General features: G+C 72.5%; 19 protein-coding genes. 4 read left to right on the top strand and 15 right to left on the bottom strand.

Translation table 11 applies throughout. The features are described from left to right. The first annotated feature begins 163 nt into the window (after positions 1–163). Entirely contained in the window at positions 164–2404 is a 2241-nt protein-coding gene (locus DB32_RS14690; protein ID WP_053233089.1) for a polyprenyl synthetase family protein, read from the top strand. A gap of 277 nt (positions 2405–2681) precedes the next feature. After that, the gene (locus DB32_RS14685) at positions 2682–3308 is read left to right on the top strand and encodes a hypothetical protein (protein WP_157069045.1); all 627 of its coding nucleotides are present in this window, start codon (positions 2682–2684) and stop codon (positions 3306–3308) included. A gap of 5 nt (positions 3309–3313) precedes the next feature. Here DB32_RS14685 and DB32_RS14680 read toward each other — a convergent pair whose 3' ends face one another. The 11 genes from DB32_RS14680 to DB32_RS14630 all read right to left on the bottom strand — a co-directional run bounded on the left by DB32_RS14680 (position 3314) and on the right by DB32_RS14630 (position 18060). Continuing rightward, positions 3314–5872 (bottom strand): VWA domain-containing protein, encoded by a 2559-nt coding sequence (locus tag DB32_RS14680; RefSeq protein WP_053233087.1) that lies wholly within the window; start codon positions 5870–5872, stop codon positions 3314–3316. Continuing rightward, the gene (locus DB32_RS14675) at positions 5869–6765 is read right to left on the bottom strand and encodes an AAA family ATPase (protein WP_053233086.1); all 897 of its coding nucleotides are present in this window, start codon (positions 6763–6765) and stop codon (positions 5869–5871) included. Before DB32_RS14675 ends, DB32_RS14680 begins: the two co-directional genes overlap by 4 nt. A 2-nt stretch (positions 6766–6767) precedes the next feature. Next, positions 6768–7340: a hypothetical protein gene (locus DB32_RS48215; RefSeq protein WP_053233085.1), complete on the bottom strand. Its 573-nt coding sequence runs from the start codon at positions 7338–7340 to the stop codon at positions 6768–6770. After that, complete coding sequence (locus tag DB32_RS14665; protein WP_053233084.1) at positions 7337–9430, bottom strand: AAA family ATPase; 2094 nt, start codon at positions 9428–9430, stop codon at positions 7337–7339. Before DB32_RS14665 ends, DB32_RS48215 begins: the two co-directional genes overlap by 4 nt. Then, positions 9427–9669 carry a hypothetical protein gene (locus DB32_RS14660; protein WP_053233083.1) on the bottom strand — a complete coding sequence of 81 codons (243 nt, stop codon included), beginning with the start codon at positions 9667–9669 and terminating at the stop codon, positions 9427–9429. Before DB32_RS14660 ends, DB32_RS14665 begins: the two co-directional genes overlap by 4 nt. 34 nt (positions 9670–9703) lie before the next feature. Then, positions 9704–10588 (bottom strand): hypothetical protein, encoded by an 885-nt coding sequence (locus DB32_RS14655; RefSeq protein WP_053233082.1) that lies wholly within the window; start codon positions 10586–10588, stop codon positions 9704–9706. Between the two features lie 71 nt (positions 10589–10659). Beyond that, positions 10660–12690: a hypothetical protein gene (locus DB32_RS14650; RefSeq protein ID WP_053233081.1), complete on the bottom strand. Its 2031-nt coding sequence runs from the start codon at positions 12688–12690 to the stop codon at positions 10660–10662. After that, positions 12687–15488, bottom strand: a complete 2802-nt coding sequence (locus DB32_RS14645; RefSeq protein ID WP_169791450.1) for a DUF2339 domain-containing protein — start codon at positions 15486–15488, stop codon at positions 12687–12689. The genes DB32_RS14650 and DB32_RS14645 overlap by 4 nt, the downstream gene beginning before the upstream one ends. A gap of 333 nt (positions 15489–15821) precedes the next feature. Beyond that, positions 15822–16310, bottom strand: a complete 489-nt coding sequence (locus DB32_RS14640; RefSeq protein WP_053233079.1) for a methylated-DNA--[protein]-cysteine S-methyltransferase — start codon at positions 16308–16310, stop codon at positions 15822–15824. Between the two features lies 1 nt (position 16311). Then, the gene (locus tag DB32_RS14635) at positions 16312–17742 is read right to left on the bottom strand and encodes an AlkA N-terminal domain-containing protein (protein WP_053233078.1); all 1431 of its coding nucleotides are present in this window, start codon (positions 17740–17742) and stop codon (positions 16312–16314) included. 60 nt (positions 17743–17802) lie between these two features. After that, the gene (locus DB32_RS14630) at positions 17803–18060 is read right to left on the bottom strand and encodes a glutaredoxin family protein (protein WP_075097911.1); all 258 of its coding nucleotides are present in this window, start codon (positions 18058–18060) and stop codon (positions 17803–17805) included. An 80-nt stretch (positions 18061–18140) separates the two neighbouring features. Between DB32_RS14630 and gorA the strand changes: the two genes are divergently transcribed. After that, positions 18141–19517, top strand: a complete 1377-nt coding sequence (gene gorA / locus DB32_RS14625) for a glutathione-disulfide reductase (RefSeq protein WP_053233076.1) — start codon at positions 18141–18143, stop codon at positions 19515–19517. 84 nt (positions 19518–19601) lie between these two features. Here gorA and DB32_RS45270 read toward each other — a convergent pair whose 3' ends face one another. From DB32_RS45270 to DB32_RS14610, 3 genes are all read right to left on the bottom strand, one after another. Further along, complete coding sequence (locus DB32_RS45270; protein ID WP_053233075.1) at positions 19602–20651, bottom strand: GNAT family N-acetyltransferase; 1050 nt, start codon at positions 20649–20651, stop codon at positions 19602–19604. Continuing rightward, on the bottom strand, positions 20648–22057 hold the full coding sequence (locus tag DB32_RS14615; RefSeq protein WP_053233074.1) for a M20/M25/M40 family metallo-hydrolase: 1410 nt from the start codon (positions 22055–22057) through the stop codon (positions 20648–20650). Before DB32_RS14615 ends, DB32_RS45270 begins: the two co-directional genes overlap by 4 nt. Before the next feature lie 504 nt (positions 22058–22561). After that, the gene (locus DB32_RS14610) at positions 22562–23179 is read right to left on the bottom strand and encodes a hypothetical protein (RefSeq protein WP_075097909.1); all 618 of its coding nucleotides are present in this window, start codon (positions 23177–23179) and stop codon (positions 22562–22564) included. A gap of 215 nt (positions 23180–23394) precedes the next feature. Here DB32_RS14610 and DB32_RS14605 point away from each other — a divergent pair, with 215 nt between their 5' ends. Continuing rightward, positions 23395–23844 carry a hypothetical protein gene (locus tag DB32_RS14605; protein ID WP_053233072.1) on the top strand — a complete coding sequence of 150 codons (450 nt, stop codon included), beginning with the start codon at positions 23395–23397 and terminating at the stop codon, positions 23842–23844. A 3-nt stretch (positions 23845–23847) separates the two neighbouring features. On the opposite strand, the gene DB32_RS14600 is transcribed toward DB32_RS14605, so the two are convergent. Further along, positions 23848–25755, bottom strand: coding sequence for an adenylate/guanylate cyclase domain-containing protein (locus tag DB32_RS14600; protein WP_053233071.1), 1908 nt, complete (start codon positions 25753–25755; stop codon positions 23848–23850). Between the last annotated feature and the right edge of the window lie 5 nt (positions 25756–25760).

Genomic DNA, 25760 nt, shown 5'->3' with positions numbered 1-25760 from the left:
CGCCGTAATCGTACTGCAGCCGTGTGGCCGGAACTCTTGCTCACGAAAACATTGGTGTGAGCACGTTTAACCGGTGCCGGTATTGACGAGCCCCCGGCCCGGCCAGTACTCGCGCTCTCGGCCGTGGGGGTGTGGGCCCGGGGCGCGGCCGAGAGGAGTCGTCATGCTGGATCGACCGACCGATTGGCCTCTGCCCGGACCGATCGACCTCGACCTTCACGACCTTCCACACGCGTCGTCGACGACCGAGTGGTGGTACGTCAACAGCCACCTCGAGGTCGCGGGCGGGCGGCGACTGGCGCTCTTCGCGTCGTTCTTCCGCATCCTCAGCGGCGTCGACGAACGCACGAAGGAGCGCCAGCACGCGCACTCGCTCACGTGGGCGATCGTCGATCTCGACCGCGGCGAGTACGTCGCGGACTCGCTCGTCGACAAGCAGGCGCCGCGCATCGGGCTCGAGAAGCTCGAGCGCGGCGAGGGCACGCGCGATCCGCGCCTGCGCCGCGCGATCCGCGAGGTGCTCGTGAAGGGCGAGGTGCCGCTCCCGGATCGCATGTTCGAGGGCGACGTGACCGTCGCGACGCGCCGGCTGGAGCTCGACTACGACGGCCAGCGCTTCGTGAAGCACGACGACGGCACGTACTCGCTCTCGCTGCGTCACACCGATCGCGCGGTCGGGTGCGATCTGCGGTTCCGCCTCGACAAGCCGGTGGTGCGCCACGGCGACGACGGCGTCGTCCGCGGGCCCGGCGGCGAGGACATGTTCTACTACTTCTGTCCGCGCGCGACGGTCACCGGGACGCTCGTGCTCGACGGACAGCACGTCGCGGTCGAGCGCGCGATCGGCTGGTACGACCACGAGTTCGGCGGTCATCGCGAGAAGGACGACGAGGAAGACGAGACGCCGCGCGAGGTCGCGTGGAACTGGGTCTCGCTGCAGCTCGAGGGCGGCATCGAGCTCTCGGCGTACGACCTCTTCGATCTCGCGCGCGAGGGCGAGAAGCGGCTCGAGGGACGCGCGAAGATCATCGGGCGCGACGGACGCGTCGCGACGCACGAGGCGTTCACGCTCGAAGCGAGCGGGCGCTTCGTGTCGACGCGCACGTTCAACGAGTATCCGACCGCGTGGCGCCTGCGCGCGCCCGACGCGCGCGTCGATCTCGAGCTGGTCGCGCCGGTCGACGATCAGGAGTTCATCACGGTCCTCTCGGAGCCGGCGTTCTGGGAAGGGCGCGTCGAGGTCCGCGGGACGATCGCCGGTGAAGCGGTGCGCGGCGTGGGCTTCGTCGAGCGCAGCGGCTTCTCGCACATCGACACGCTCGACGAGTTCTTCTCCGCGGTCGGCACGGAGACGCGGCGCAGCGTGCACTCGGTCATGCCGCTCGAGCCGTCGTTCGCGGAGATGCGCGAGCTGATCGCGTCGCGCGAGCGCGAGCAGTACATGCGCGGCGTCGACGTGCAGCTCGTCGCCGACTACCTCACGAAGCCGATCCGCGAGATCGTCGATCGCGGCGGCAAGTCGTGGCGCTCGTACGCGGCGCTCGCGTGCTGCGACGTGGTCGGCGGCGACTCGCGCAAGTACGTGCGCTGGCTCGCGATGCCCGAGCTGATGCACACCGGATCGCTGATCGTCGACGACGTGCAGGATCGCTCGGAGGTGCGGCGCGGCGGGCCGACGTGCCACGCGGTCCACGGCGACGCGATCGCGATCAACTCGGGCACCGCGGCGTACTTCCTCGGGCAGAAGCTGCTGCGCGACGAGGCGATGTCGTCGGCGCGGCAGGTGCGCATCTACGACCTCTACTTCGAGGCGCTGCGCGCGGGCCACGGCGGACAGGCGCTCGACCTCGCGGGCCTGCACCAGTTCGTGCCGGCCGCGGTCGAGTCGGGCGACAGCGCGGATCTCGAGGAGCGCGTGCTCGCGATCCATCGGCTGAAGACCGCGGCGCCGGCGGCCGCGCTCGCGCGGATGGGCGCGCTCGCGGGCCAGGGCACCGAGGCGCAGATCGAGGCGGTCGGCGGGTTCTTCGAGGCGCTCGGGCTCGCGTTCCAGATCGTCGACGACGTGCTCAACCTCGAGGGCTTCCGCGGTGACCTGAAGACGCGCGGCGAGGACGTGATGCACGGCAAGGTCACCCTGCCCTTTGCGAAGGCGATGTCGCTGCTCGGGCGCGAGGAGCGCGTCGAGCTGTTCCGCATCGTCGCGTCGAAGCCGAGCGACACGAAGCTCGTCGCGCGCGCGGTGGAGATGATGGCGAGCTCGGGCGCGATCGCGGCGTGCAAGCAGCAGGCGCGTGACCTCGTCGAGGACGCGTGGGCGCGCTTCGATCCGCTCGTCGAGGCGTCCCTCGTGAAGGTCATGCTCCGCGGCTTCGGCTGGTACGTCCTGGAGCGCCATTATTGAGTTCTCCGGTCGTGCACACCGTGAGGCTTCGGTGTGCACGTTCGCGCAAGGGCGCGCTGGCGCGCGCTCGCGCTCACAGCAGTTTCGTCTGCGTCCCGACGAGCGGGCCGCTCGTGGTGGGGTGGCTTCGCGGTGGGCGATCTCGATCCCCGCAGATCCGTTCGGCGGCCCCTCGGACCGTTCGGGGGCGGTTGGCGACGGGTCGGCCGAATCGGCGTGACCGCGTGTTGCGCGCGGACGGGCCTGCTCTCACGCCTTCGGGGTGAGCGGTGCGGCGATGCAGAGCGCAGTGGTCGACCGAGCGCGGTCGATCGACGACGTGGCGCGCGAAGCGGCGTGGAGCGCGGACGCGACGTGCGCGCTCTCCGGCACGGTGCGCGGGCTCTTGGTGCGGCGCTGGGCGGAGAACCTGCGACGCCGCTTCGGTGCCGACGCTGCCGACCGCGTGAAGTCGCGGATGGGGACGCTGGCGCTCGAGGACGATCCGCGCGACGACGCCTGGGTGCCGGTCGCGGCGCAGCTGCGGGCGACCGAGCTCGTCGTGGAGCTCTTCCTCGACGGCGACCGCCGCGCGCTGGCGCCGATCGTGATCGACGACGCGCTGCGCAACGCGAGCACGATGTCGAAGCTCGCACTGCGCGCCGCAGGGCCGGGCGCGCTGCTCTCGCGCACCGGATCGCTCCACGGTCAGGCGTGCAGCGAGGGGCGCGCCGAGGCGATCGTGCAGGGCTCGCGCGCGCGCCTGCGCTACCTCGAGAGCCCGCTCTTCGAGCACCCGACGTGGCGCCTGCTCGCGATGATCGGCGCGTGCGGGCTCGTCGCGCTGTCGAGCCGCACACTCGTGTCGATCGAAGCGCACGACGTGGGGCCGCACGGGTTCGGCCTCGAGATCGCCTGGCGCTGAGCGAGCTACCGGCCGTCGGCGATGCGCGAGAGCACGTCGAGGAGTAGCGCGGGCAGCTCCTCGGCCTTCTTCATCGTCATCGTCTCGCCGCCGATCGACGAGACCAGCGCGTCGCGGCTCTCCTTCATCACGTAGCCGTGCGCGGCGGCGATCAGCGACACGCCGTGATCGGCGATGCGTGATCCCAGCGTACGCAGCTCTTCGGGCCGCTCGCTGAACGCGAAGTCGCTCAGCACGAAGAGCACGCGCAGCGTGGCCTCGACGCCGCTCATCTCCTCCTCGACGAAGCGCAGCGCCTGATCGACGCAGGTGCCACCGCGCGCGTGGAGATCGAGCAGCTCGTCCGCGACCGCGTCGAGATCGGCCTCGTCGGCGAAGCGCTTCACGACGTGGGTGTCACTCTCGAAGAGCGCGAGGCTGACCTCGTCGGCGCGCAGCTTGCCGAGGAGCATCACGACGGCGATCGAGCACATCGCGAGGTCGGGCCCGCTCATCGAGCCCGAGATGTCGATCAGCACCGAGACCGCGGCGCGCCCGCGCACCGTCTCCGAGACGAGCAGGTCGTCGTCGCGCGCGTCGTCGAGGCGGCGTCCTTCGTCGATCACACGCTCGAGGCTCGCGTCGAGATCGAGGAGATCGAGGTCGTCGCCGGCGCGCATCGGACGGGTGCGGCTCTCCGGGATCAAGCCGCGCTCGGCGCTCGCGCCCGACTTGCCGAGCCACTCGAACGCGAGATCGATCAGCGCTTCCTTCGCGATCGCCTTGATGCGGGACTTGAGCGGATCGACGAGCGCGCCGCGGTGCGAGAACCACTGCTTGAGCAGGTTCGATCCGCCGCCGATTCCCTTGAAGCCGAGGCCCTGCATCACGAGGTCCTCGGGGAGGCGCTGCGTGGCCCCGCCGAGATCGATGGCGAGCAGCGCGGCGATCGCCTCGAGGTTCGAGCTCGCGCTCGCCGCGCCGCAGAGCTCGTCGAGCAGCGCCTGCGGGATCGACGCGATGCGATCGACGAGACGCGCGTAGCGATCGGCGTCGTGCGCGTCGCCGAGGATCATCGCGCGGAGCTGCTCGAGCGCCTGACCGATGCGGTCGTAGACCTCGTTGGGATCGATGCCGAGCAGCGTCGCGATCTCGACGAGACGCTCGAGATCGTCGGGGATGAGCGCATGCTCGAGGAGCTCGTCGAGGAGCGGCAGGAAGTGCGCGGCGACGCGCACCGTGCACGGGACCTCGGTGGCGAGCCGGCGCGCGGCCTTCACCGCCGACGTCACCTTCGTGCCCGCGAGATCGCGCGCGAGCACGACGCTCGCCGCGAGCGCGTGGGGCACCGGCGGGACCTCGTCGGACGCATCGGCGTACTCGTCCGACGCCTCCTCGCGCAGCTCGAGCACGTGCGTCTCGAGCGCGGGCTCGACCAGCGCGTGATATCGCGTCGACTCGACCGCGACGTCGACAAGCTCGCGCAGCGTCGGAGCACGACCGAGCGCGCTCGCCCACGCGTCGAGCACACGATCTTCGACGCTGTGCCCGAAGCGCTCGCGCAGCGTGCGCGCGGCGTTCATCGCGCGCCGCGGGCTCTCCTTCGCGGAGCGCGCGATCAGCGCGGCCGGAGGATCGACGTACTCTTCGAAGCCGAGCAGCAGCTCCGCGTGCTCCGCGAGATCGAGCGGGCGCGCGAGCGCGGCGCGGCGGAAGTCGCGTGCGTCGATCGCGTGCGGCGCGACGAAGCGCAGTGTCGCGCCGAGGTCGCGCGGCGATGCGCTGCTCGCGAGGTCGGCGAGGTGGGTGCGGAGCTCGCGATCACGTCCGAGCCCCGCGAGGAACCCTGCGATCTCCCAGGGATGACGCGCCTCGTGCGCGAGCAGCGTGCCGAACCCGGCGTTGCACGCGTGCAGCACGTGCGCGGGCGTGAGCGCGCCGACGTGCGCGAGGAGACGCTCGCGCACCAGCACGCGCACGTGATCGACGGTGCGCGCCGACACCGACGCCATCTCCGCCGCGCCGCCGAACAGCACGACGAGCTCGCCGAGCGCGCGCTCCTCGGGATCCGCGGACGAGTAGAGGCGCTCGAAGAGCTCGAATGGATCGCCGTCGTCGGGCTCCGTGCCGTCGTCGATCATCGACTCGAGGTCGGCGAGATCGGCGAGCGCGTCGAGATCGACGTCGAGCGCCGCGAGATCGCCGAGGATGCCCGACACCGGGTCGGCGGGCTGCGCGCTGGCGACGACCTTCGCGTCCTCGCGCACCTTCGTGGGCGACGACGCCGCGCCCGCGGTCTCGGCGCGCGGGAAGAGCAGCTCGCGCGCGACGGACTCCGCGATCGCTTGATCTTCGAAAGGCGTGGTGAGGATCGCCGCGTCGAGGTAGTCGCGCGCCGTGAGGCGCTTCGTGCGCGCGTAGCGCGCGGTGAGGAAGCGCGGGATCGCGATCGTCGCGCGCAGGCTCGGCGTGCACGCGATGCCGGCGTGACGACGGAGCCTCCGCGTGAGCTCGACCGCGAACGCGATCGGCGTCCACTCGGGTGTCTCGTCGCCGCGGAAGCGTCCCTCGTCGATCTCGCTCAACCGGTGGTCCCCAGCGTCTTCGTGAGCAGCGAGTCGAGGTAGTGCTCGAGGTTGCGCCCGGGCTTCACGCGGATCGCCTCGGAGAGGACGAGGCGCGCGGCCTGCGCGAGCAGCTTGTGATCGACCGGCTGTCCGAGGCGTCGCGCACGCTCGGCCGCGAAGCGCGCGATGCCGATGCTCGAGCGGATCGACGCGGGCGATTCGATCGCGGGATCTTCGCGCGTCTGCTCGACCATCTCGAGCACGAGCTCGATCTGTCCCGGCGCGAGCTCGTACTCGCGGCAGTGCTGCGCGACGATCTTCAGCTCGGTCGCGCGCTTCGGGTACGCGAGGCGGATCCAGACCTTGATGCGATCGCGGATCGCGCTGGGGAGCCGGCGCGTCCCGCGGTTCTCGGCCGGGTTCATCGCGGCGATCAGATAGAAGTCGTCGTGCACGCGGTACCACGCGCGCAGCGCGGGGATGTAGAGGCGACGCTCCTCGAGCGCGTCGAGCATCGTGTTGAGCACGTACTCGTCGCCGCGGTTGAGCTCGTTCGCGAGGAACACGCCGCCCTTCAGCGCGGCGAGCGTGAACGGCCCGGGCACGAACGCCTCGGGTGCGTATCCGTACTTGAACACGAGCGTCGGATCGAAGCTGCCGACGAGGTTCGCGGGGCGCACGAGATCGCTGAACGTGACCCACTCGAACGGTCGCCCGAGATCCTCGGCGAACTTGCGGCACAGCGCGGTCTTGCCCGCGCCCACCGGTCCGATCAGGCCGACGAAGAGCCCGGCGTTGTGGGCGTCGAGCATCGCGTCGTACGCCTCGCGATACTGCCCCTCGAGCACGACGCCGGACTCGCTGCGCGGATCGTCGACCTTCGCGCGCGCCAAGAGCTCCACGTGATCCACGATCAGTCCTCCGTCTCGTCGCTCGCCGTCTCGTCCTCGCCCGAGAAGAAGCGCTCGGTCGTCGTCGGCTCGACGACGCGCGGCAGCGTGAGCTTGATGCGCGCGCACGCTTCCTCGAGCTTCGCGAGCTCGTCCTTGCCGAGCACACGACGTCGCTCGAACCCGAGGCTGCGCATCAGGCTCTTGCCGTGATACGTGCGGACGAGCTCGGTGCAGTCGTAGCTCGCGCGACCACGCGCGCCGCGCTGCACGATGCGCGCGGACGCGAGCTCCTTGAGGCGCACCGCGGCGACGAGCTTCGCGAGCCACGGCCATCCCGGCTGCGCGACGAAGCGATGCGCGATCGCGGGCTCCGCATCGAGGCGCGCCTTGAGCAAGCCGAGCACGACCTTCTGCGCGCGCGCGGTCGCGACCGCGTCCGCGACCTCTTCGAACGGGCCCATGCCCGCGAGGATCTCGGGCTGCGTGAGGATCGGATCGCGCAGCCCGTCGTCGACGAAGCCGTGCAGCTCGTACCAGACGCGGTAGACCGGCGAGCGCCAGCTGCGATCGACCTCCGCGGGCGTGTCGCTCACGCGGCCTCCACGCGGCTGTGCTTGCCGTGTCGCACGACGCGAAGCCGACGTCCGGTGACGCCCTCGGTGTCGTGGTGCGTGATGAGGAGGATCTGCGGCGTGATCTCGAGCGACGCGATGCGCGCGAGCAGCGCGGCGCGGCGCGGTCGATCGAGGCCGTACGTCGGCTCGTCGAGGAGCAGGAACGGCGGAGGCCCGACCAGGCGCGCGATCGCGAGCTCGAGCGCCAGCCCGAGCAGCAGACGATGCCCGCCGCCCTGCGCCGCGCTCGCAGGCACCTCGCGGCCGATGTCGTTCGGGGTGACGAGGAGCGCGTAGGTCTCGGGGTCGAGCCGCACGCTCTTCAGCTCCGCGTTCTTCGCGTCGTGCGCGTCGCCCTGGAGCGCGCGGTGGATCGTGTGCGTGTGCTCGGCGAGCGCGCTCGCCGCGCGATCGCGGAGGATCGCCTGGAGCTCGCGGAAGCCTTCGGAGAGCACGCGCAGGCGGCTCGCGGTCGAAGCGAGCTCGCGCAGGCGCTCGCATGCCTCCCGCGTTCGCGCGTGCTCGCGCTCGACCTCGGCGGCCCGACGCGTGCGGGCTTCGTGCTCGCTCGCGATGCGCGCGTGGCTCTCGCGCACCACGTCCCGCTCGGCATCGAGGCGCGCGCGGCGGGTCCGCAGCGCATCGCGCTCGTGCTCGAGCCTCGACGACAGCAGCGCCGCGAGCGCGTCGGCTTCGCCCGGCGGGTCGGGCACGAGCGCCCGCGCGGCGTCGATCGAGGACGCGAGCGCGTGCGATGCGTCCTCGAGCGACGCGCTGCGACGCTCGACGAGGCGAACGGCGTCGGCGCGACGCGCCGCGAGCGCCTCGGCTCGAGCACGCGACTCCGCCATGCGGCGTGACTCCGCGCGGAGGATCGCGCCCGACTCGCGAAGCGTCGCGAGCTCCGCGTCGATCTCCGTGAGGCGCGCATCGGTGCGCGCGAGCTCGACGCTCCATGCCTCGATCTCGCGCGCGGCGAGCGCGGCGTCGATCGCCTGGCCACACGCCTCGCAGCGCGCGCCGGCACCCGCGTGCGCGTGGTCGCGACGGCGTGCGATCCGCGCGCCGAGATCGCCGCGCGTGCGATCGTGCGAGCGACGCTCCGCGTCGAGCGTGTGCTGCCGCGCTTCGATCTCGCGCTCGCGCATCGCGAGCTCGGACGCGCGCTGGACCTCTTCGGCGCCGGTCGCGTCGGCGCTCGGGAGCGACTCGAGCGCGGCGACCGCGTCGGCACGGGCCTCCGCGGCACGACGATGCTCGGCGCGCGCGCGCTCGAGGCGCGCCCCGACGTCCGCGAGCGGAGCGATCGCCGCGAGCCCGCTCGCGATCGCCGCGGCCTCACCGTCGAACGACGCGAGACGCTCGTCGAGGCGCGCACGCTCGGCCGCGAGCCGCTCGATCTCGGCGCGTCCTCCCTCGCGATCGAGGTCCATGCGTTTCAGCGACTCCTCGAGCACCGGGAGCGTCGCGCACTCCTTCTCGCGCTCCAGCGCCATCGCGCGCATCTCGTCCGCCGCGACGACCGCCGACGTGACGCCGAGCACGATGTCGAGCTCGCGCGGCGCGCCCTCGAGGATCGAAGTGATCTCGCCCTGCCGGAGGTGCACGGCGACGTCGAAGAAGCGCCGCGTGAGGCCGAGCGCGCGTGAGAGCTCGAGGGCGAGCGCGTCCTCGCGATCCTGGAAGTCGGAGCTCGCGACGTACGTCTCGACGTCCTCGCCCTCCTCGCTCGGCGCGTCGATCGGGCGCGCGCTGCGCTTCAGCGTGAAGTGCCCGATCGTCGTGCTGCGCGACCGCGGCGGGAGCGCGTGCATGCGCTGGAGCCGATAGCGATGTCCGTCGCGACCGCGGAACACGAGCTCCACGCCCATCGCGCGCGCCTTGGGCGCCATCAGCGCCGCGATCGTCTTGTGCCCGGTGACGCGCCCGAAGAGCGCGTACTCGATCGCGTAGAACACCGTGCTCTTGCCGGCGTTGTTCTCGCCCTCGACGAAGTTGATCCCGGGCGCGAACGTGAACGTCTCGTCGCGATAGCGACGGAAGCCCTTGAGGCGCAGCGAGAGGATCACGCGCTCTCGCCCTCGTCGACGCCGAGGAGCTCGAGCGTGCGCGCGCGAAGGCGCTCCTTCGCCGCGCCGCTGAGGTTCCCGGTGCGCGTGAGGTTCTCCTCGTCGTCGAGGAGGAACTGCGCGAAGCGGAACGCGCCGCGCGCGACCTCCACGAGGTCGGGGCGCGGCGCGAGAGAGGGCACGTCGGCGAGCAGGGTGTCGACGCTGGCGTCGTGCTTCGGATCCGCCGGTTCGCTCACGCGCGAGACGATACCACCGCGCGTGCTCGCGCGATCACAGCCGGTACGGGTACACGACGGGCAGCTCGTCGCGCGAGAACCGCGGGAAGGTCGCGCTCTCGACGATCGTAGCGACGCACGCCGCGTCGGCTCCGTCCCCGCGCACGTCGACGCGCGACACGCGCCCGGTCGCCCCTTCGATCACGAGGTGCGCGGTGGCGATGCCACCCTCGCCGTCGCGACACGCCGCGATGCGACGCTCGAGCGCGCGCAGCGTCGTGCTCACGTCACGCTGCGCAGGGAGCAGCGGGAGCGCCTCGCGTGCCTCGCCGTCCACGCCACCCGAGAGGGCGCTCTCGAGCGCGCTCGCGACCGCGGGATCGAGCGCGCGCTGCGGCGCATCGCTCGTGCGCATCGGGCTCGTGCTCGACGCCGAAGGGCGCGTGCGCGCCGCATCGGGCACGACCGCGACGTGCGGCCTGACGCGCACCGCCGGCACACGCTCCGCCGTCGGCGCGAGCGTCGCGCTCGGCGTCACGGGCTCCACCGCGATCGGGGCGGGCGCGACGACCTCCGGCGGACGCGCGCGCGGTGTCGTGCTCGCCTGCGACGTGATGCTGCGCTCGCGCTGCGCATCGGGCGCGAGCAGGCGAGGCACTGCGGCGAACGCGATCATCGAGAGCGTGAGCACCGCGAGCATCGACGCGCCCGCGAGCACCCACCGGCGCGGCGCACGCTCGAGCTCGGCCAGCGGGATCGGCTCGGTCGGGACCAGTGCGTGCCGCGTGGTCACGATGTCGATCAACGAATCGCGCGCGTCGTCATCGCGCCCTGCGGGCGCGAGCCGTGCGGGCGCGAGCATCGCGCACAGCTCGCTCGAAGTCGGGACCTCGTCGTCGGGAACGTCGCGCTCCCGCGAAGGAACACGTACGTCGCTCATGATCGGCCTCCTCGGCCCTCGTCCGGGCCATGCGCGGTTCGACGCGGCGGGCCGCCCGCGCATTCTCGCGCTCAGCCCTCGCGCTCGGGCTCGGGCGCGCTGCGCGCAACACGCAGCGTGACCGCCGCGAGCACGATCACCGCGAGGATCAGCACCGCCCACACGACGAACGTCTCGCCGCCCGCGCGATCGAAGAGCCCGGGCCCGCGCCACGCGGGGTTGCGCGTCACCGCGCCGATGCTCGCGTCGCCTGCTCGCACCGCGAGCACGAGCTCGCGCGCGCGCTGGATCTCGTAACGCGGCGCCGACGCATCGGGCGCGCCCGCGAGCACGCGGTACTCGCCCGCAGGCGCGGTGACGAAAAGATCGAACGTGTGTACGCGCGCGATCGCCGACTCGATCGCGAGCGGTGCCTCGTCGCCGTCGTGCACGCGGAGCTCGAGCGAGCGCACGCGCGTCGCGCGCGTCGTGACCACCAGCGGCCGCGCATCCTCGCCCGGCGTCCGCGACACCCACGTGCGCGCGAGCTCGATCTCGGTGTCGTCCTCGCCGCGGCCGACGATCACGACCTCGCGCTCCACGAAGCCGGCGCTCGTGACGAGCTCGATCGCGCTCGCGGCGATCCGCTCCACCGGCGCGTCGAGCGCGACGCGGCTCCACCCCTCCTCGAGCTCGCCGCGATCGAGCGCGCGCGCCGTGAGCGCGACGTCGAGCGGCGCGGCCGTGTCGCCGAGGAGGTACCCACGCTGCGCTCCGTCGCCGTCGACGATGCGCAGATCCGCGAGATCGGTGCGCGCCGCGGAGAGCACGTCGGCGGGCAGCACGACATGCGCGAGCCCGTCGCGCGTCTCGGGGATCGTGAGCGTCGCGACGTGCTCGTACGTGCGATCGTCGATCCGCGCGCCCGCGCGCATCGCCACCTCGAGCGCAGGGCCCGCGACGAAGCCGGGCTCGCGCTCGATCGTGCCCAGCGTCGCCGTGCCCGTGAGGCGGCGATCGAGCAGCTCCTCGCCGAACGTCGTCCCGAAGAGCCGCTGCAGGTCGTAGCTCGGTGCGCGCACCCGCCCGCCGCCGAAGCGCAGCATCGCCGCGCGATCGCCCTCGAACACGAGCGACGGCGCGCGCACGACCGCCGTGATCTCGAGCGCGTCGAGCGGCGGGCTGTCGCCGTCGTCGATCGTGATCTCGAGGCGATCGCCACGCGCCGCTGCGACGTCGAGCGATCGCTCGTCCGCGCCGGGCACGCCGGGCACGCGGAGCGCCGTGCCGCTCGCGATCGCGAGCCTTCCGTGCGCCGCGTCGATCGCGGTGACGTCGACGCGACGCACGAAGCTCGCGGTGCGCGTACCGATCACGATGCGCTCCGGCGTGACGCCGGCCGGACGCGCCGCGATCACGATCGTGCGACCGCGCTCGTGCCGCGTGCCGGTGATCGCGAGCGGCACGTCGAGCGTCGACGCGCGCGGCTCGTCGCGCACCGCGAGCCACACGAACGTGGGCTCGAGGTAGCCGTCCTCTCCCTCCAGCTCCACGCGCACACGACCACGACCGAGCCCCGACGTCGCGATCTCGAGCTTCTCGCGCGCCGGCGCACCGATCCGGAAGAGCGCGCCGCGCGCGACGTCGCGCTCGCCCTCGGGCGCCTGGGTCCACACGAGGCGCGCGCGCGTGACGAAGCGCGATCGCGCGGTCGAGACGCGGAGCACCCACGTCGCACCGACCGGCGGCGCGCTCGGCGTCTCGATCGTCAGCACCTCGCGCACCTGCGTCACGCCGCGCACGCGCATCGCCTCGCGCGTCGCGTCGAGCACGGGCGCGAGCGCCTCGCGCGGCGCGTCCTGGGGCACCGGGCGCTCGCCGCGATCGACGAGGAAGGGCACCTCGCGATCGTCACGGTCGAGGACGCGCACGTCGGACAGATCGGCGCGGGCCTCGAGGAGCACCTCGGCGGGCGGCGAGAGCCGCACGAGCCCGGGCGGCGCGTCGATCGTCGCGCGGTGCGGGAAGAGCCGCGCGAGCGGCGGCGTGGCCTGCGCAGAGCCCGAGCTCGGCGCGATCACGAGCGCGGCCAGCGCGATCACGAGGAAGCGGAGCGAGCTCATGCGGCCTCCGATGCGGTGGGCTTGCGGAACACGAACCGCTGGTACGCGAGCGACACGAGGATCAGCGACACCGCGAGGCCCGAGAGCGCGGCGACGCGATACAGATCGCGCAGGTGCGCGAGGTCGTAGAGGAAGACCTTCGCGCACGTGATCACGAGCAGGCCGAGGCTCGTGACGCGCAGCCCGGTGCTGCCGCGCGCCATGCCGAGCGCGAGCAGCGCGAGGGCGTACACGGCCCACGCGATCGACATCGCGAGGTCGCGCGCGGGCATGCGGTCCATCGGGATCGTCAGCGCGGGGCCGGTCGCGAACCAGTCGATGATCGTGAGGTTGATCCACACGAACACCACGACGAGCGCGGACGCGAAGAGCACCGGCGCGAGGAGCGCGCCCTCCGGATAGAGCCCGCGCTCCCAGGCGCGCCGGCGTGCGACCTCGAGATCGGCGAGCGCGCGGCTGCCCACGACGAGCGCGAGCGCGGGCACGAGGTACGTGTACGAGAGCCAGTTGACGATGCGCAGCTCGCCGCGCGGGTAGTAGAGGAGCACGTCGGGGTTCAGCACGAGACGCACCGTCACCGCCGCGAAGAGCGCCATCGCGAGGTAGCGCACGCCCGCGTGATCGAAGCGTCGGTCGAGCACGAGGAGCGCCGCGGCCTCGAGCGCCCAGCCGATCGTCCACCACTCGCGCTCGAGCTGGAGCGGGATCGCGAGCGTCACGAACCCCGCCGCGACCACGACCGGCCACACGAGCGCGACGCGCCGCACCGATCCGTCGAGGCTGCGCGAGCGCGCGATCAGCGCGACGGCGAGCGCGAGCAGCGCGCAGAGGATCGCGAGCGCGCCGACGAAGCGATCGCCGAGCACCGCGAGCCAGAGGTGGCGCAGCGAGAGGAACGAGAGCGGCGTGACGAGCGCGGCCGCGCGCCAGCCCCACTCGGTGCGCGCGAGGCGCGGCGCGAGCGCGGGCCACGCAGCGAGCACGAGCGTCGAACCCGCGAGCACCGCGAGCCGCTGCGCGTCGATCTCGGCGGGCGCACCGGGGAACGCGAAGCCCGCCTGCACGAGCGCGGTGACCACGATGGTCGCGACCGCGATCGACGGCGCGCCCTCGCGCGACGCCGCGAAGAGCGCGAGCAGCGCGCACACGAGCGACGCCCCGAGCCCCGCGACGGGCGGAGCCCCCGGCGCGAACGCGAGCAGCACCGCGCCGAAGAGCGCAGCGATGGCAGCCGCGTCGTCGAGCACGTGGCGCGAGCCGCGCGGCGCGAGCGAGGCGGCGATCTGGAACGGCACCGCCTGCAGCGGAATCAGCGCGACCACGAGCGCGGGCGAGGCCGCATCCCGCGCCGCGTGCGCGAGGGCGTACGTGACGATCGGCGCGAGCACGGCCGCGGGCAGCGCGAGCGCGGCACGCGCGGGGAGACACGCCACGCGCAGCGCGAGCGCGAGCAAGACGAGCGCGGCGAGCGCGAGCGGCGCCCACGCGGACTCTCGCACGAACGCGATCATCGCGAGCGTCGCGAGCGGCGCCGTCGAGGCCAGCGACGATGCCGCGCTCAGCTCGAAGCGCGCAACGCGATCGAGCTCCGCCGAGACGTGGAACACGAGCGCGACGACGATCGCGATCGCGAGCGGCGCCGACGCGGCACCGATCGACTCGAGGGGCCACGAGAGCATCCCGATCGACCACACACCCACGGCCGCCGCGGACGCGAAGAGCGCGACCCACGGCAGCCCGTCGCGGCGCGCGACGAACGCGCTTCCGATCGCCAACACGACGAGCAGCGCCGCGGTGGCGCCGAGCGCCAGCGGCTCGCTCGTGAGGCGCGCGAACGCGAGCACGAGCAGGAACGGATGGAGCACGGCGCACGCGCGGAGGAGCACCGTCCATCCGTCGCGCTTCGTCTCTCCTTCGTCGCGCGCGGTCGGCGCGAGCACGAAGAGCGCGGTGAACGCGACCACCACCGTCACGCCGACGAGCACCGTCGCGTCACCCATCGACGCGAAGAACCAGAGCAGCTGGTACAGCGCGGTCGCGACGAACGAGAGCAACGCGAGGCCCGGCCAGCGCTTTCGATACGCGAGCACCAGGAGCCCCGCGTCGAGCACCAGCAGGTACGCGAAGAGCGGGATCGGGCGGTCGGCGCCGGTCGAGAGCGCGAGCGGCGTGAGGAAGCCGCCCGAGAGGCCCAGCAGCGCGATCGGCAGCGAGCTGCGGCGTGCGGAGAGCACCACGCACGCGACGGTGACCACGACCATGAGCGCGCCCGAGATGCCGAGCGGCACGAGCCCGTAGAGCGCGCTCGCCGCCCACGACGCGAGATACAGGATCGCGACGCCTGCGCCCGCGATCCATCCGGAGAGCGCGGGGAAGCGCACGCGCAGCGGCCACTCCGACGCGACGACGCACCCGAGCCCGACGAGCCCCGCGAGCGCGACGCGGAGCGCGGGCGTGATCCACCCGTGCTCGATCGAGTACTGGAACAGCGAGAGCCCCGCGATGACCAGCACGATTGCGCCCGCGGCGGCGGCGCCTCGCACGCCGATCCAGCGCTCCCACGATCCGGTCGGCTCACTCGCCGGCGACGGCGGGCTCGCGGCGGACGTCGCGTCGGCCTCACGCGGCGCGGAGGCGGTCGAAGGCGGTGCAACGGCCTCGGGGGCGGTCTCGGCGGCCTTCGTTTCGAGCTCGGGCTGGGGCTCGGACGCGGTCTCGGCCGCGATCACCGTCGCGGGCTCCGCGACGGCTTCGACGCGCGGCGTCACTTCCGCCGTCGCGCCCTCCCACCGCGACATTCGAGTCAGCAGCGTGGTGTGTTCACCACGCAGTCGGACCACTTCGGCTTCGAGCTCGGCGACGCGCCGTGCGAGCTCGTGGTCCTGTTTCGGTCGTGCGATCGCGACGATCCCAGCGATGGCTGCGAGCACGAGGGCCATCGGCCCTCCGAAGCACAACGCCATCGCGAACAGAGTCTCGAGCTCGTCCATGCGCCTCCCACGGCGCGGGGCTCAGCAGCGGTCGTGCCACGGAGCGCGACGCGGTCGTCGTGCGTTTCGACGCGGCGCGTCGGAGCTGGCCGAGCGCGATGTACATCGGATGCATGCGCGCGTACATCCGATGTACATCGCTCACGCGGCACGCCGCGCTTCGTGCGCGAGCAGCCACTCCTTGCGCGCGAGCCCTCCGGCGTAGCCCGTCAGCGATCCGTCCGCGCCGATCACGCGATGACACGGCACGACGATCGACAGCGGATTGCGCGCGTTCGCCGCGCCCACCGCGCGGATCGCACGCGGCCGTCCGACACGCCGCGCGAGCTCCGCGTACGACACGCGCGCGCCGAACGGCAGCTCGGCCAGGGCGCGCCACACGTCGCGCGAGAACGCCGTGCCCACCGGCGCGATCGGCACCTCGAAGCGCACGCGCGCCCCCGCGAAGTACTCCGCGAGCTGCTCGCTCGCGACGCGCAGCACGCGCTCGTCGTCGCGCGCGATCACGTCGTGCGGCAGCACCGGCGCCGGCCGATGCCCGTCGAAGTACACGCCGATCAGCGCACCGTCGCGCGCGTAGAGGCGCAGCGCGCCGAAGGGCGCGTCGAACGTCGTCGTCACCGTCTCCACGTCACTCCTCCTCGCCGCGCGCCCACACGTGCATCACGCCGTACGCGCGCCACGGTCGCCATCGCTCCGCGTGCGCGCGCACCGCGCCCTCGCTCTTCGCGCCGAGCCGCTTCTTGAGCACGAGATCGCTCGCCGGCAGGGCGTCGGGCCAGCGCAGCGCGCGCATCGCCACGTACGACGCGGTCCACGGGCCCACGCCCTCGATCGTCTGCAGCGCGCTCATCGTCGCGTCGGGATCCGCGCCGCGATCGAGCCGCAGCGCGCCCTCGTCGACCATGCGCGCGAGCGCGACGATCGATCGCGCCCGCGCCGGCAGCACACCGAGCGCGCTCAACGCCTCGGGCCCGGCGCGCACGATCGCTGCCGCATCGGGGAACGCGAGCGCGCCGTCGATCGGTGTCGGGCCGAGCGCCGCGACGATCCGCGCCGCGAGCGTGCGCGCCGCCGCGACCGACACCTGCTGTCCCAGGATCGCGCGGACCGCGAGCTCGAAGCCGTCCCACGCGCCCGGCACGCGCAGCCCGGGGCGACGCGCGACCGAGCGACGGAGCGCGGGATCGGCCGCGAGTGTCTCGTCGATGCGCGCCGGTGCGGCGTCGAGATCGAGCACCGCGCGGACCCTCGCGGCGATCATCATCGCGTACGGCGCGAGCGCGGTCGGGATCTCGACGCGCACCATCGCGCGTGCGGGCTCGCTCGACGCGCGGATCACGCCCGCGCGATCCTCGATGCGCACCGCGCGATGCCACGCGCCGCCGTCGACCCACTCGAGCCCGGGCAGCGCGCGCGACGTGAGGAACACGAGCAGGTCGCTCCACGCGAACGGCGCGCGCACGCCGAGGTGCAGCGTGATCACCCCTTCGTCCTCTCGCGCGCGGCCCGCTCGCAGCGATGTCGGCGTGCGCGCGAAGCGCGCGCGGAACGCGTCGTTGAAGCGGCGCACGCTGCCGTACCCGCTCGCGAACGCGACCTGCGCGAGCGAGAGCGACGAGCCCACCACGAGCTGCTTCGCGATCGCGAGCCGCCGCGACGCGACGAGCTCGCGCGGCGAGACGCCGAGCTCGGCCTCGATCGCGCGGCGCAGGTGACGATCGGAGACGCCGAGATCGTGCGCGATGGCGGCGACGCTCACCTCGCCGCGCGCTGCCTCGTCGAGGCGCGCGACCGCGCGCGCGACGAGCCGCGGCACCGAGTCGATCGGCGCATCGCCCGGTGCGAGCTCGGGACGACATCGCAAGCACGCGCGGAACCCGGCGCGCTCGGCGGCCGCGGCGCTGCGATGGAACGTGCAGCGGTCGCGCCCCGGCGTGCGCGCGCGACAGACGGGACGGCAGTAGATGCCGGTCGTCGCGACGCCGACGAAGAACACGCCGTCGAAGCGCGCGTCGCGCGCGACGAGCGCGCGATAGCAAGTGTCGGCGTCGAGCGTCACGACGCGATCCCTATCGCGCCTCGGGCGCGGCGTCTGGCCGCTTTCGGACGTCGGAGCGGATCAGCCGAAGCGACGTCGCAGGTACGCGACGATGTCCGCCGACTCCGGCATCCACTCGTCGCCGCCCTCCTTGCGGATGCGCAGGACGGGCACCGTGCGACGGCCGCGCGCCGCGACGAGATCCTGCAGGTGCTGCGGGCTCTCGACGATGTTGCGCATCTCCACGCGCACGCCGAGATCGTGGAGCGCCTGCCGCACGCGCGAGCAGAAGAAGCAGCCGTCGTAGTAGTAGAGCGCGAGGTCGTCGGGGTTGTGCATGCGCTTGCTCGGTACCATGGTGCCCCGCCCGGGCGCTCGGTAGGGGCGCGCCACGTGGTCGCACCGAGGAGGCGGATTCGATGGCGCGTCGCTGGGACTACGACCTCTACGTGATCGGCGGCGGATCCGCGGGCGTGCGGCTCGCGCGCACGTCGGGCGCGCTCGGCGCGAAGGTCGCGCTCGCCGAGGACGCGCGCCTCGGTGGGACGTGCGTGAACGTCGGGTGCGTGCCCAAGAAGCTGTTCGTCTACGCGTCGCGCATCGCACACGAGATCGCGGATGCCGCGAACTACGGCTGGTCGATCCCGACGCCGAGCTTCGACTGGCGCGTGCTGCGCACGAACGAGGAAAAGGAGGTCGCGCGCCTCAACGGGATCTATCGACGCCTCCTCGTGGAGTCGCACGTCGACGTGCACGACGCGCGCGCGGTGATCGAAGGGCCCAACACGCTGCGCGTCGACGGGCGCGTGGTGACGGCCGAGCGCATCGCGATCTGCACCGGCAGCGTCCCGCGCCGCCCCGACATCCCGGGCGCCGAGCTCGGGATGATCTCGGACGACGTCTTCGTCCTCGAGGAGCTCCCGCGCTCGATCATCGTCGTCGGCGCGGGGTACATCGCGTGCGAGTTCGCGTCGATCTTCGCGTCGCTCGGCGTCGAGACGCGCCTCGTCGCGCGCGGCGAGCGCCTCCTGCCCCACTTCGATCGCGAGATCGGTCTCACGCTGCAGCGCGAGCTCGCGAAGCAAGACGTGCACGTGACCTGCGAGCGACACGTCATGGCGCTCGAGAAGCGCGGCGATCGCATCGCGGTGCGCTTCGATCGCGGCGACGAGAAGTGCCCCGAGGAGCTGCTCGCCGATCGCGTGCTCTTCGCGATCGGCCGGCACCCGAACTGCGGGCACGTCGGGATCGAGTCCGTCGCGATCAAGTGCAAGCCCGACGGCGCGATCACCGTCGACGACGAGTACCGCACGAACGTTCCGTCGATCCACGCGCTCGGCGACGTGATCGGGCGCGTGCAGCTCACGCCGGTCGCGCTCGCCGAGGGCACGGCGCTCGCGCACACGCTGTTCGGATCGCGCGGCAAGATCGTCGTCGACTACGAGGCGATCCCGACCGCGGTGTTCACCACGCCCGAGATCGCGACGGTCGGGCTCACCGAGGCGCAGGCGCGCCGGCACCACGAGATCCTCGTGTTCCGCACCGAGTTCCGCCCGCTCAAGCACACGGTGTCGGGCCGCGACGAGCGCACGCTGATGAAGCTGATCGTCGATCGCCAGACCGATCGTGTCCTCGGCGTGCACGTGCTCGGCGAGGGCGCGTCGGAGATGGTGCAGACGGTCGCCGTCGCGATGAAGGCCGGCGCGACCAAGGCGCACTTCGACGCGACGATCGGGATCCACCCGACCGCCGCGGAAGAGCTGGTCACGCTGCGCACGCCGGTGAAGGAGCCCTGATCACTCGAGCGAAACTCGGCTCGCCCGTCGGCCCTACCGTCCGCGCGCTCGCGCGCTCCCGTCCGGGACCGGCGGGACGAGCACTCACTCACGTATGCGGCTCATCATGCGCGCGTCGCAGTACGTGCCGCGGCGGAACGCGGCGTAGCGCTGCGTGCCCTCGAGCTCGAAGCCGTGCTTGCGGTAGAGCGCCTGCGCGCGCTCGTTGTCCGCATAGACCTCGAGCTGGATGCGCTTGGCGCCGATCCAGCGATCCGCGAGCTCGCACGTCGCGGCCGTGAGCGCGTCGCCGACGCCGCACCCCTGGAAGTCCGGGTGCACCGAGATGCCGAACCCGCACGCGTGCGAGAGGCGCGGCGATGCGTGCGCGAAGAGCGCCGCGGAGCCCGCGAGCTTGCCGTCGACGATCGCGACGAGCCCGCGCACGCTCGCGTCCATGCCGGTGAGCCGCGCGCGCCACTCGCGCTCGCTCTGGAACGGCGTCGCGAACGTGCCCTCCATGACCGAATCCGTGCCCTGCATCGCCGCCATCTCCGCGGCGTCGTCGGGGCGATGCGGGCGCACACGAATTCGAGTCGGGCTCAGTTTCGGTCCGCGCCGCGCGATCACCGGCGGCCCGACGAGCTCCTCGGGCGGCGTGAAGCCCGGACGGATGCGCGCCATGTGCAGCCCGTCGACCAGCCGACCGTCGCGCAGCATGTCGCAGCGCTTCTCCGCCTCGACCTCGAACCCGAGCGATCGATAGAGCGCGACCGCGCGCGCGTGATCCGCGTGCACGTCGAGCTCGAGCCGCACGAACGCCCACCAGCGATCCGCCGCGTCGACGAGCGCGCCCATCATCTGCTTCGCGACGCCGCGCCCCCACCGCGCGGGATCGACGGCCACCCACATCCGCGCGATGTGCTTGCGCCGCGCGCGCAGCTGTCCGTCGAGCATCGCGACGCCGATCAGCGTGCCGTCCTCGAAGGCGCCGATCAGGCTCGCGCGATCGTGCGGCAGCTCGAGGATGCGCTTCTTCCATCCGTCGAGACCGTCGGTCGGAAGCCCGCCGAGGAAGCGCGCGACCTCCGCGTGCGCGCAGAGGCGGTGCACGTCGGTCGCGTCGTCGATCGTGATCGCGCGCAGCGTGATCACGTGCGCGTCTTCGGTGCGAGCTCGGGCACCGCGGCGAGCTCGGCGTAGAGGTGGACGTTCGCACGGATGGCCTTGCGGAAGACCTCGACGTGCATCGACTCGTTCGGTCCGTGCGCGCCGGTCTCGGGATCCATCACGCCGTTCAGGATGAGCGGTCGATCGCCGAAGCGACGACCGAAGAGCGCGACGAACGGGATCGATCCGCCGACGCCGATCTGCAGGAGCGAGCGTCCCCACGCGGCGTTGTACGCGCGATCCGCCGCGTCGAACGCGGGGCCCTTCGGCTGATAGAGCCAGCTCATGCCCGGCTTGCCGCGCGGCGTGAGCGACACGCGCAGCCCGCCCGGCACGTGATGCGTGAGCTCCCGCTCGACGAGCGCGAGCAGGTCCTTCGCCTCCTGCCCCGGCGCGACGCGGAACGAGAGCACGCACGACGCGCGACGGCGCACCGCGTTCTTCTCGGATCCCGCAGCCGGCAGCGTGGTCGAGAGCACGGTCACCGCGGGCTGTCTCCACACCCACTCGGCCGGCGGATGACCACGATCGGGCAGCGGCTCGACGCCGGGGAGCAAGCGCGCGCCCTTCTTCACGACGTCGGGCCCGAGCGGCACGTCCCACGCGGCGTCGCGCCACGCCTCGGGCACGTCCTGCCGACCGATCCGCAGCCGCCCGTCTTCGTCCACGAGGCGCGCGACGAGCTGCATCATGATGATCGCGGGATCGGGGATCAGGTTGCCCCAGAGCCCCGAGTGCACGTCCGACGCGAGCGCCTCGCACACGAGCTCGACCTCGACGAGGCCGCGCAGCGAGACGGTGAGACCGGGGATGTCGACCGACGGATTCTCGCAGTCGGTCAGCACCATCACGTCGCTCTCGAACGCCTCGGGGTACGCGTCCATGAAGCGCTCGAGGTTCGGCGAGCCGATCTCCTCCTCGCCCTCGATGAGCAGCTTCACGTTGCACGGCAGCTCGCCGTTCACCGCGAGCCAGCTCTCGAGCGCCGCGAGGTGCGAGACCCATCCGCCCATGTCGTCGGCGGCGCCGCGCGCATAGACGCGATCCCCGCGACGCTCCATCTCGTGCGGCGGGCTCGACCAGTCCTCGCCGGCGATCGGCTGCAGATCGAGGTGACCGTAGACGAGCACGGTGGGCGCGCTCGGCGACGCGATGCGCTCCGCCGCGACGCACGGCAGCGCGTCGTCGAGCTCGAGCACGCGCGCACTGGTGAAGCCGAGCGCAGCGAGGTCGTCCTTGATGCGCGTCGCGAGCGCGCGCACGTCGCCGGCGCGCGAGCGGTCGCACGAGATCGCGGGGAAGCGGAGGTACTGCGCGAGGCGCTCGAGGGTCGCGTCGAAGCGCGCGTCCGCGTGCTTCGCGACGTCGTGGGTCTTCGGATGGATCGTCATCGTCGTCGCGAGAGACTGCCGGCGCTCCCATTCGCGCGCCAGCGAGAGAACTCTCGCGCGTCGTGGGCTACGGCTCGCGCGAATCGGGGCCGCGGAAGCTGACGTGCTCCGCGCGCCCGACACGTCGCGCGCGCCGCCATCCGATCCGGCGCAGCGCAGTGCCCCCCAATTCCCGCGCAGCGCACACGCGCGAAGCGCGGTGCTACCCGCGAGCGTCCGGACCGCGGCGAAGCGCGGGTCGATCGCGAGCCTCCGCCACCGTTCTAGCGAGACGGCAGACACCGCGTACCGGGCGCGGGGAGGAGGGTCCGACGCTCCCACGCAGCAGGGCTCGCAGACACCCCGAAGAGACTGACGCGGTCGCTTCGCGGCACAGCACGGAGTGCGTGACGCGAACGACCCTCCGCTTCCCGACGCTCACACGGCTTCTGGGCGGCAGCTGCGAGTACCGGAGCGGCGGGCCCTCCTCCCCGCGCCATCCACCGTAGCGCTACCGACCCGAGATCAGTCTCGGCGACACAACGTGAACCAGAAGTCGAGCTCGCGATCGCCGTGCTCGTCTTCCTTCGACGCGCGCCCGATCGACACGTGCTGCGACACGCGACGCATGAAGTCGCGCGTGCGGAAGTAGACGAGCCGCTGCAGGCCCACCGAGTTCGGCACGACCTTCGGCCACGCGCTCGGCACGTCCTCGTCGGGCACGAGGTGATAGTCGATCACCACGGGCCCGCGATCGGCCCACTCGTCGTGGCCCGCGGTGTCGTACGCGACGAAGTAGCCCGGGTGCACGAACGACGCGTTCGACGCGTTGTAGCCGAAGAGACGCCCCGTCTCGCCGCGCGGCTTGCAGAAGCGCTTCTCGAAGTGCTGGAAGTAGCGGAACGTCGGGATCGTGTTGCGCCCCGGGTGGTGCACCGGCTCGAGCTCCGCGCGCTGTCGCGGGACGAAGTGCGCGAGATCGATGCGCGGCCCGTCCGCGGCCATCTCCCAGAGGAGCGCTTGCTCGCGCCCCGAGAGATCGTTCGCCTGTCGCTCTCGCTCCTCGTGGTCGAGCGCGTCGAGGTGGGCGGCGATCGCGTGGATGCCCGCTTTTTCCGAGAGAAGTTGATGAAGGTCGGCCACGGCGAGCGCGATCATAGTCGTCGCTGCAAGCATTTGCGAAGGGCCGCGGGCACGCGCTCTGCAGTGTTTGTCGCGAGGACGACAAAGCCGTTTTGTTGACGGTCCGAGCGCGGCTCGGATACCAGCGAGCAATCGGCGCACGAGAGCGCGCACGTCCCGGGGCGAACGGGAGCGAGGCGCGAGAGCACGTCGGAGAGCGCCGCACTGGAGGCCCCATGCGTCGAAGCTGGTCGGGCGCGATCGCGCTCGTGATCTCGTGGTCCGTCTTCGTCGCGGCGCATGCCGCGGGCGATGCACCGCCGATGATCGCAGTGGGCGAGACCGCCGCGCGTGAAGGAGGCCCGGCGATCGCGGGCGCGCTCGGCGAGACGTTGTCGGAAGAGCTCGCGGCGCGCCGCGACGTGCGCCTCGCCGAGGACGCGCGGCGCGCGCGCTGGGTCGTGCGTGGCTCGGTGGTGCAGCTCGACGAGCACGAGGTGGCGGACGGGCTCGAGGTGCGCTGCGAGGTGTCGCTGATCGTCGCGGATGCGCGCGGCGGCTCGGTGCGCGCGATGCTCCAGGGGCGCGCGGGCGCACGTGGGGTCGACGATCCCGAGCGCCTCGCGCGCGCCGCACTGCAGGCCGCGGTGCGTGGGGCGCTGCGCCCCATCGCGACCCTGCGTTGACGATCAGGCGCGCGCGGCCTCGTGAGCGGGGTCACGCGCGCCCGTCGGCTCGCTCGGCGCGCCGAGGCTCGAGGCGTCGATGCCGACGAGCTTCTGCTCCTCGCGGATCCCCTTGAGGGCCGCTTCGAACTCGCGGCGCGGCATGCCCTCGAGGAGCGCGCGCACCGGAGGCTGTCGAGAGAGCGACTCGGTCATCACGACCTCGCTCGCCTTCGCCTGTGCCTGGAGACGCGCCGCGACGTTCACCGTCGTCCCGAAGTAGTCGAGCCGATCGTTCGCGCGCACCGCGAGGCACGGCCCGGCGTGCACGCCGATCTTCACGCCGAGGCCCATCGCCGCGTACTTCGCGTCGTGCGCCGCGATCATCGCGAACGACGCGGCGATCGCCTCGCGCGCGCTCGCGAAGCTCGCCATCACCGCGTCGCCCATCGTCTTCACGATCGCCCCGCCCTGCTCGGCGATCGCGCGCTCCATCAGGCGGAAGTGATCCTCGACGATCGCGAACGCGCGCGCGTCGCCGACCTTCTCGTAGAGCGCGGTGCTCCCGGTGAGATCGCTGAAGAGCAGCGCGATGTGCCCGACCGTGAGCTCGACGCCCGCGGCCGGCGCCTCGGTCGCGAAGAGGCTCGTGAACTCCGGCATCGACGCGATCACGGTGCCGAGCACCGCGTCCGCCGACCACGCGTTGCGCTCGAAGAGCAGCACGATCTCGCGCGACGACGCGTTCTCGCAGCGCACCTTCGTCGGCGCACCACGCGCGGCCTCGCCCTCGACGTCCACGTGGATGTGCTCGTCGCCGACGCGCACCGTCATCGACGCGGGCGCGCGCTCGTTCTCGAGGTCCGCGGTCCGTCGCTGCCACATCGTGCGCAGGTGCAGCGCGCCGCGCGGGAGATCCATCTCGTCCTCGCGCACCTCGCCGGGCACGAGGCGCAGCTGCGCGAGCACGTGCGGCAGGAACGCGGGGCTCGACGCGCAGTAGAGCTGCGGCACGACGCGCCGCACCGAGGGGCTCACCGGGAACACCGCCTCGACGTGCCGCGCGAAGTCGATCTCGTAGTCGATCTCGCACGCGCCGCAGTGCGACTTGCCGTCGAGCGCGCCGAGATCGTCGACCAATCGCGCGCCCACGCGACAGATCGGACAGTTGATCTGCCAGCTGAGATCGACGAGCCCGACCTGCGTCGCGTGCAGGAACGCGCGCAGCACCTCGCGTCGATCGACGTCCCACTGGCGCGCGAGCTCGAAGGGGCGCAGCTGCGCGACGTCGTCGTCGGGGCGCTCGCGAATCCACGCGACCAGGCGCTCGGCGATCGCGGGGTCGACCGGCGTGCGCGCGAGCGACTCGCGACGCACCGCGAGGATGTCCTCGTCGACCGGCGTGCGCGGCCCGACCGCGACGGCGTCGTGCGTCGTCGCGAGAAGACGTCGCGCGCGCACCACGGCGGGCTCGTCGCTGTCCCGCACGTCGGCAGCGCCGCGATCGAGCACCGTCTGGATCGCGTCGAAGTAGCGCGCGAGGCCGCGCGAGAACTTCGGCTTCTGGATCCAGCCCACCCAGAACGGCCCGTCGACGTACAGCGTCGCGTGCACCTCGGTGCCCTCGGGCGCGTCACGCAGCGTGACGACGAGCCCACCTTCCTTCGGCGGGCCCTTCCGGAAGAAGCGGTTCGTCTCGATGAAGCGCCCTTCGATCCACCGATACGGCGGCTCGAGCCACTCGAGCTCGATGCCGAGCTCGGTCGCGCTCGCATGGCGGATCAGGCGATCCTCCTCGCGCACCCACTTGTAGCGAGGGACCGCGAGGCCCGCAGCGCGATCGACGCGGTTCGTGTCGCAGACGATCGCCCACACGAGCGCGCGCGGAGCGCGGAAGGTGCGCGTCTGCTCGACCTGGTACCGAGCGCTCACGACGC

The organism is Sandaracinus amylolyticus (genome assembly GCF_000737325.1).
Classification (GTDB): Bacteria; Myxococcota_A; Polyangia; order Polyangiales; family Sandaracinaceae; genus Sandaracinus; species Sandaracinus amylolyticus.
This window is presented reverse-complemented; position numbering and strand designations above follow the sequence as displayed.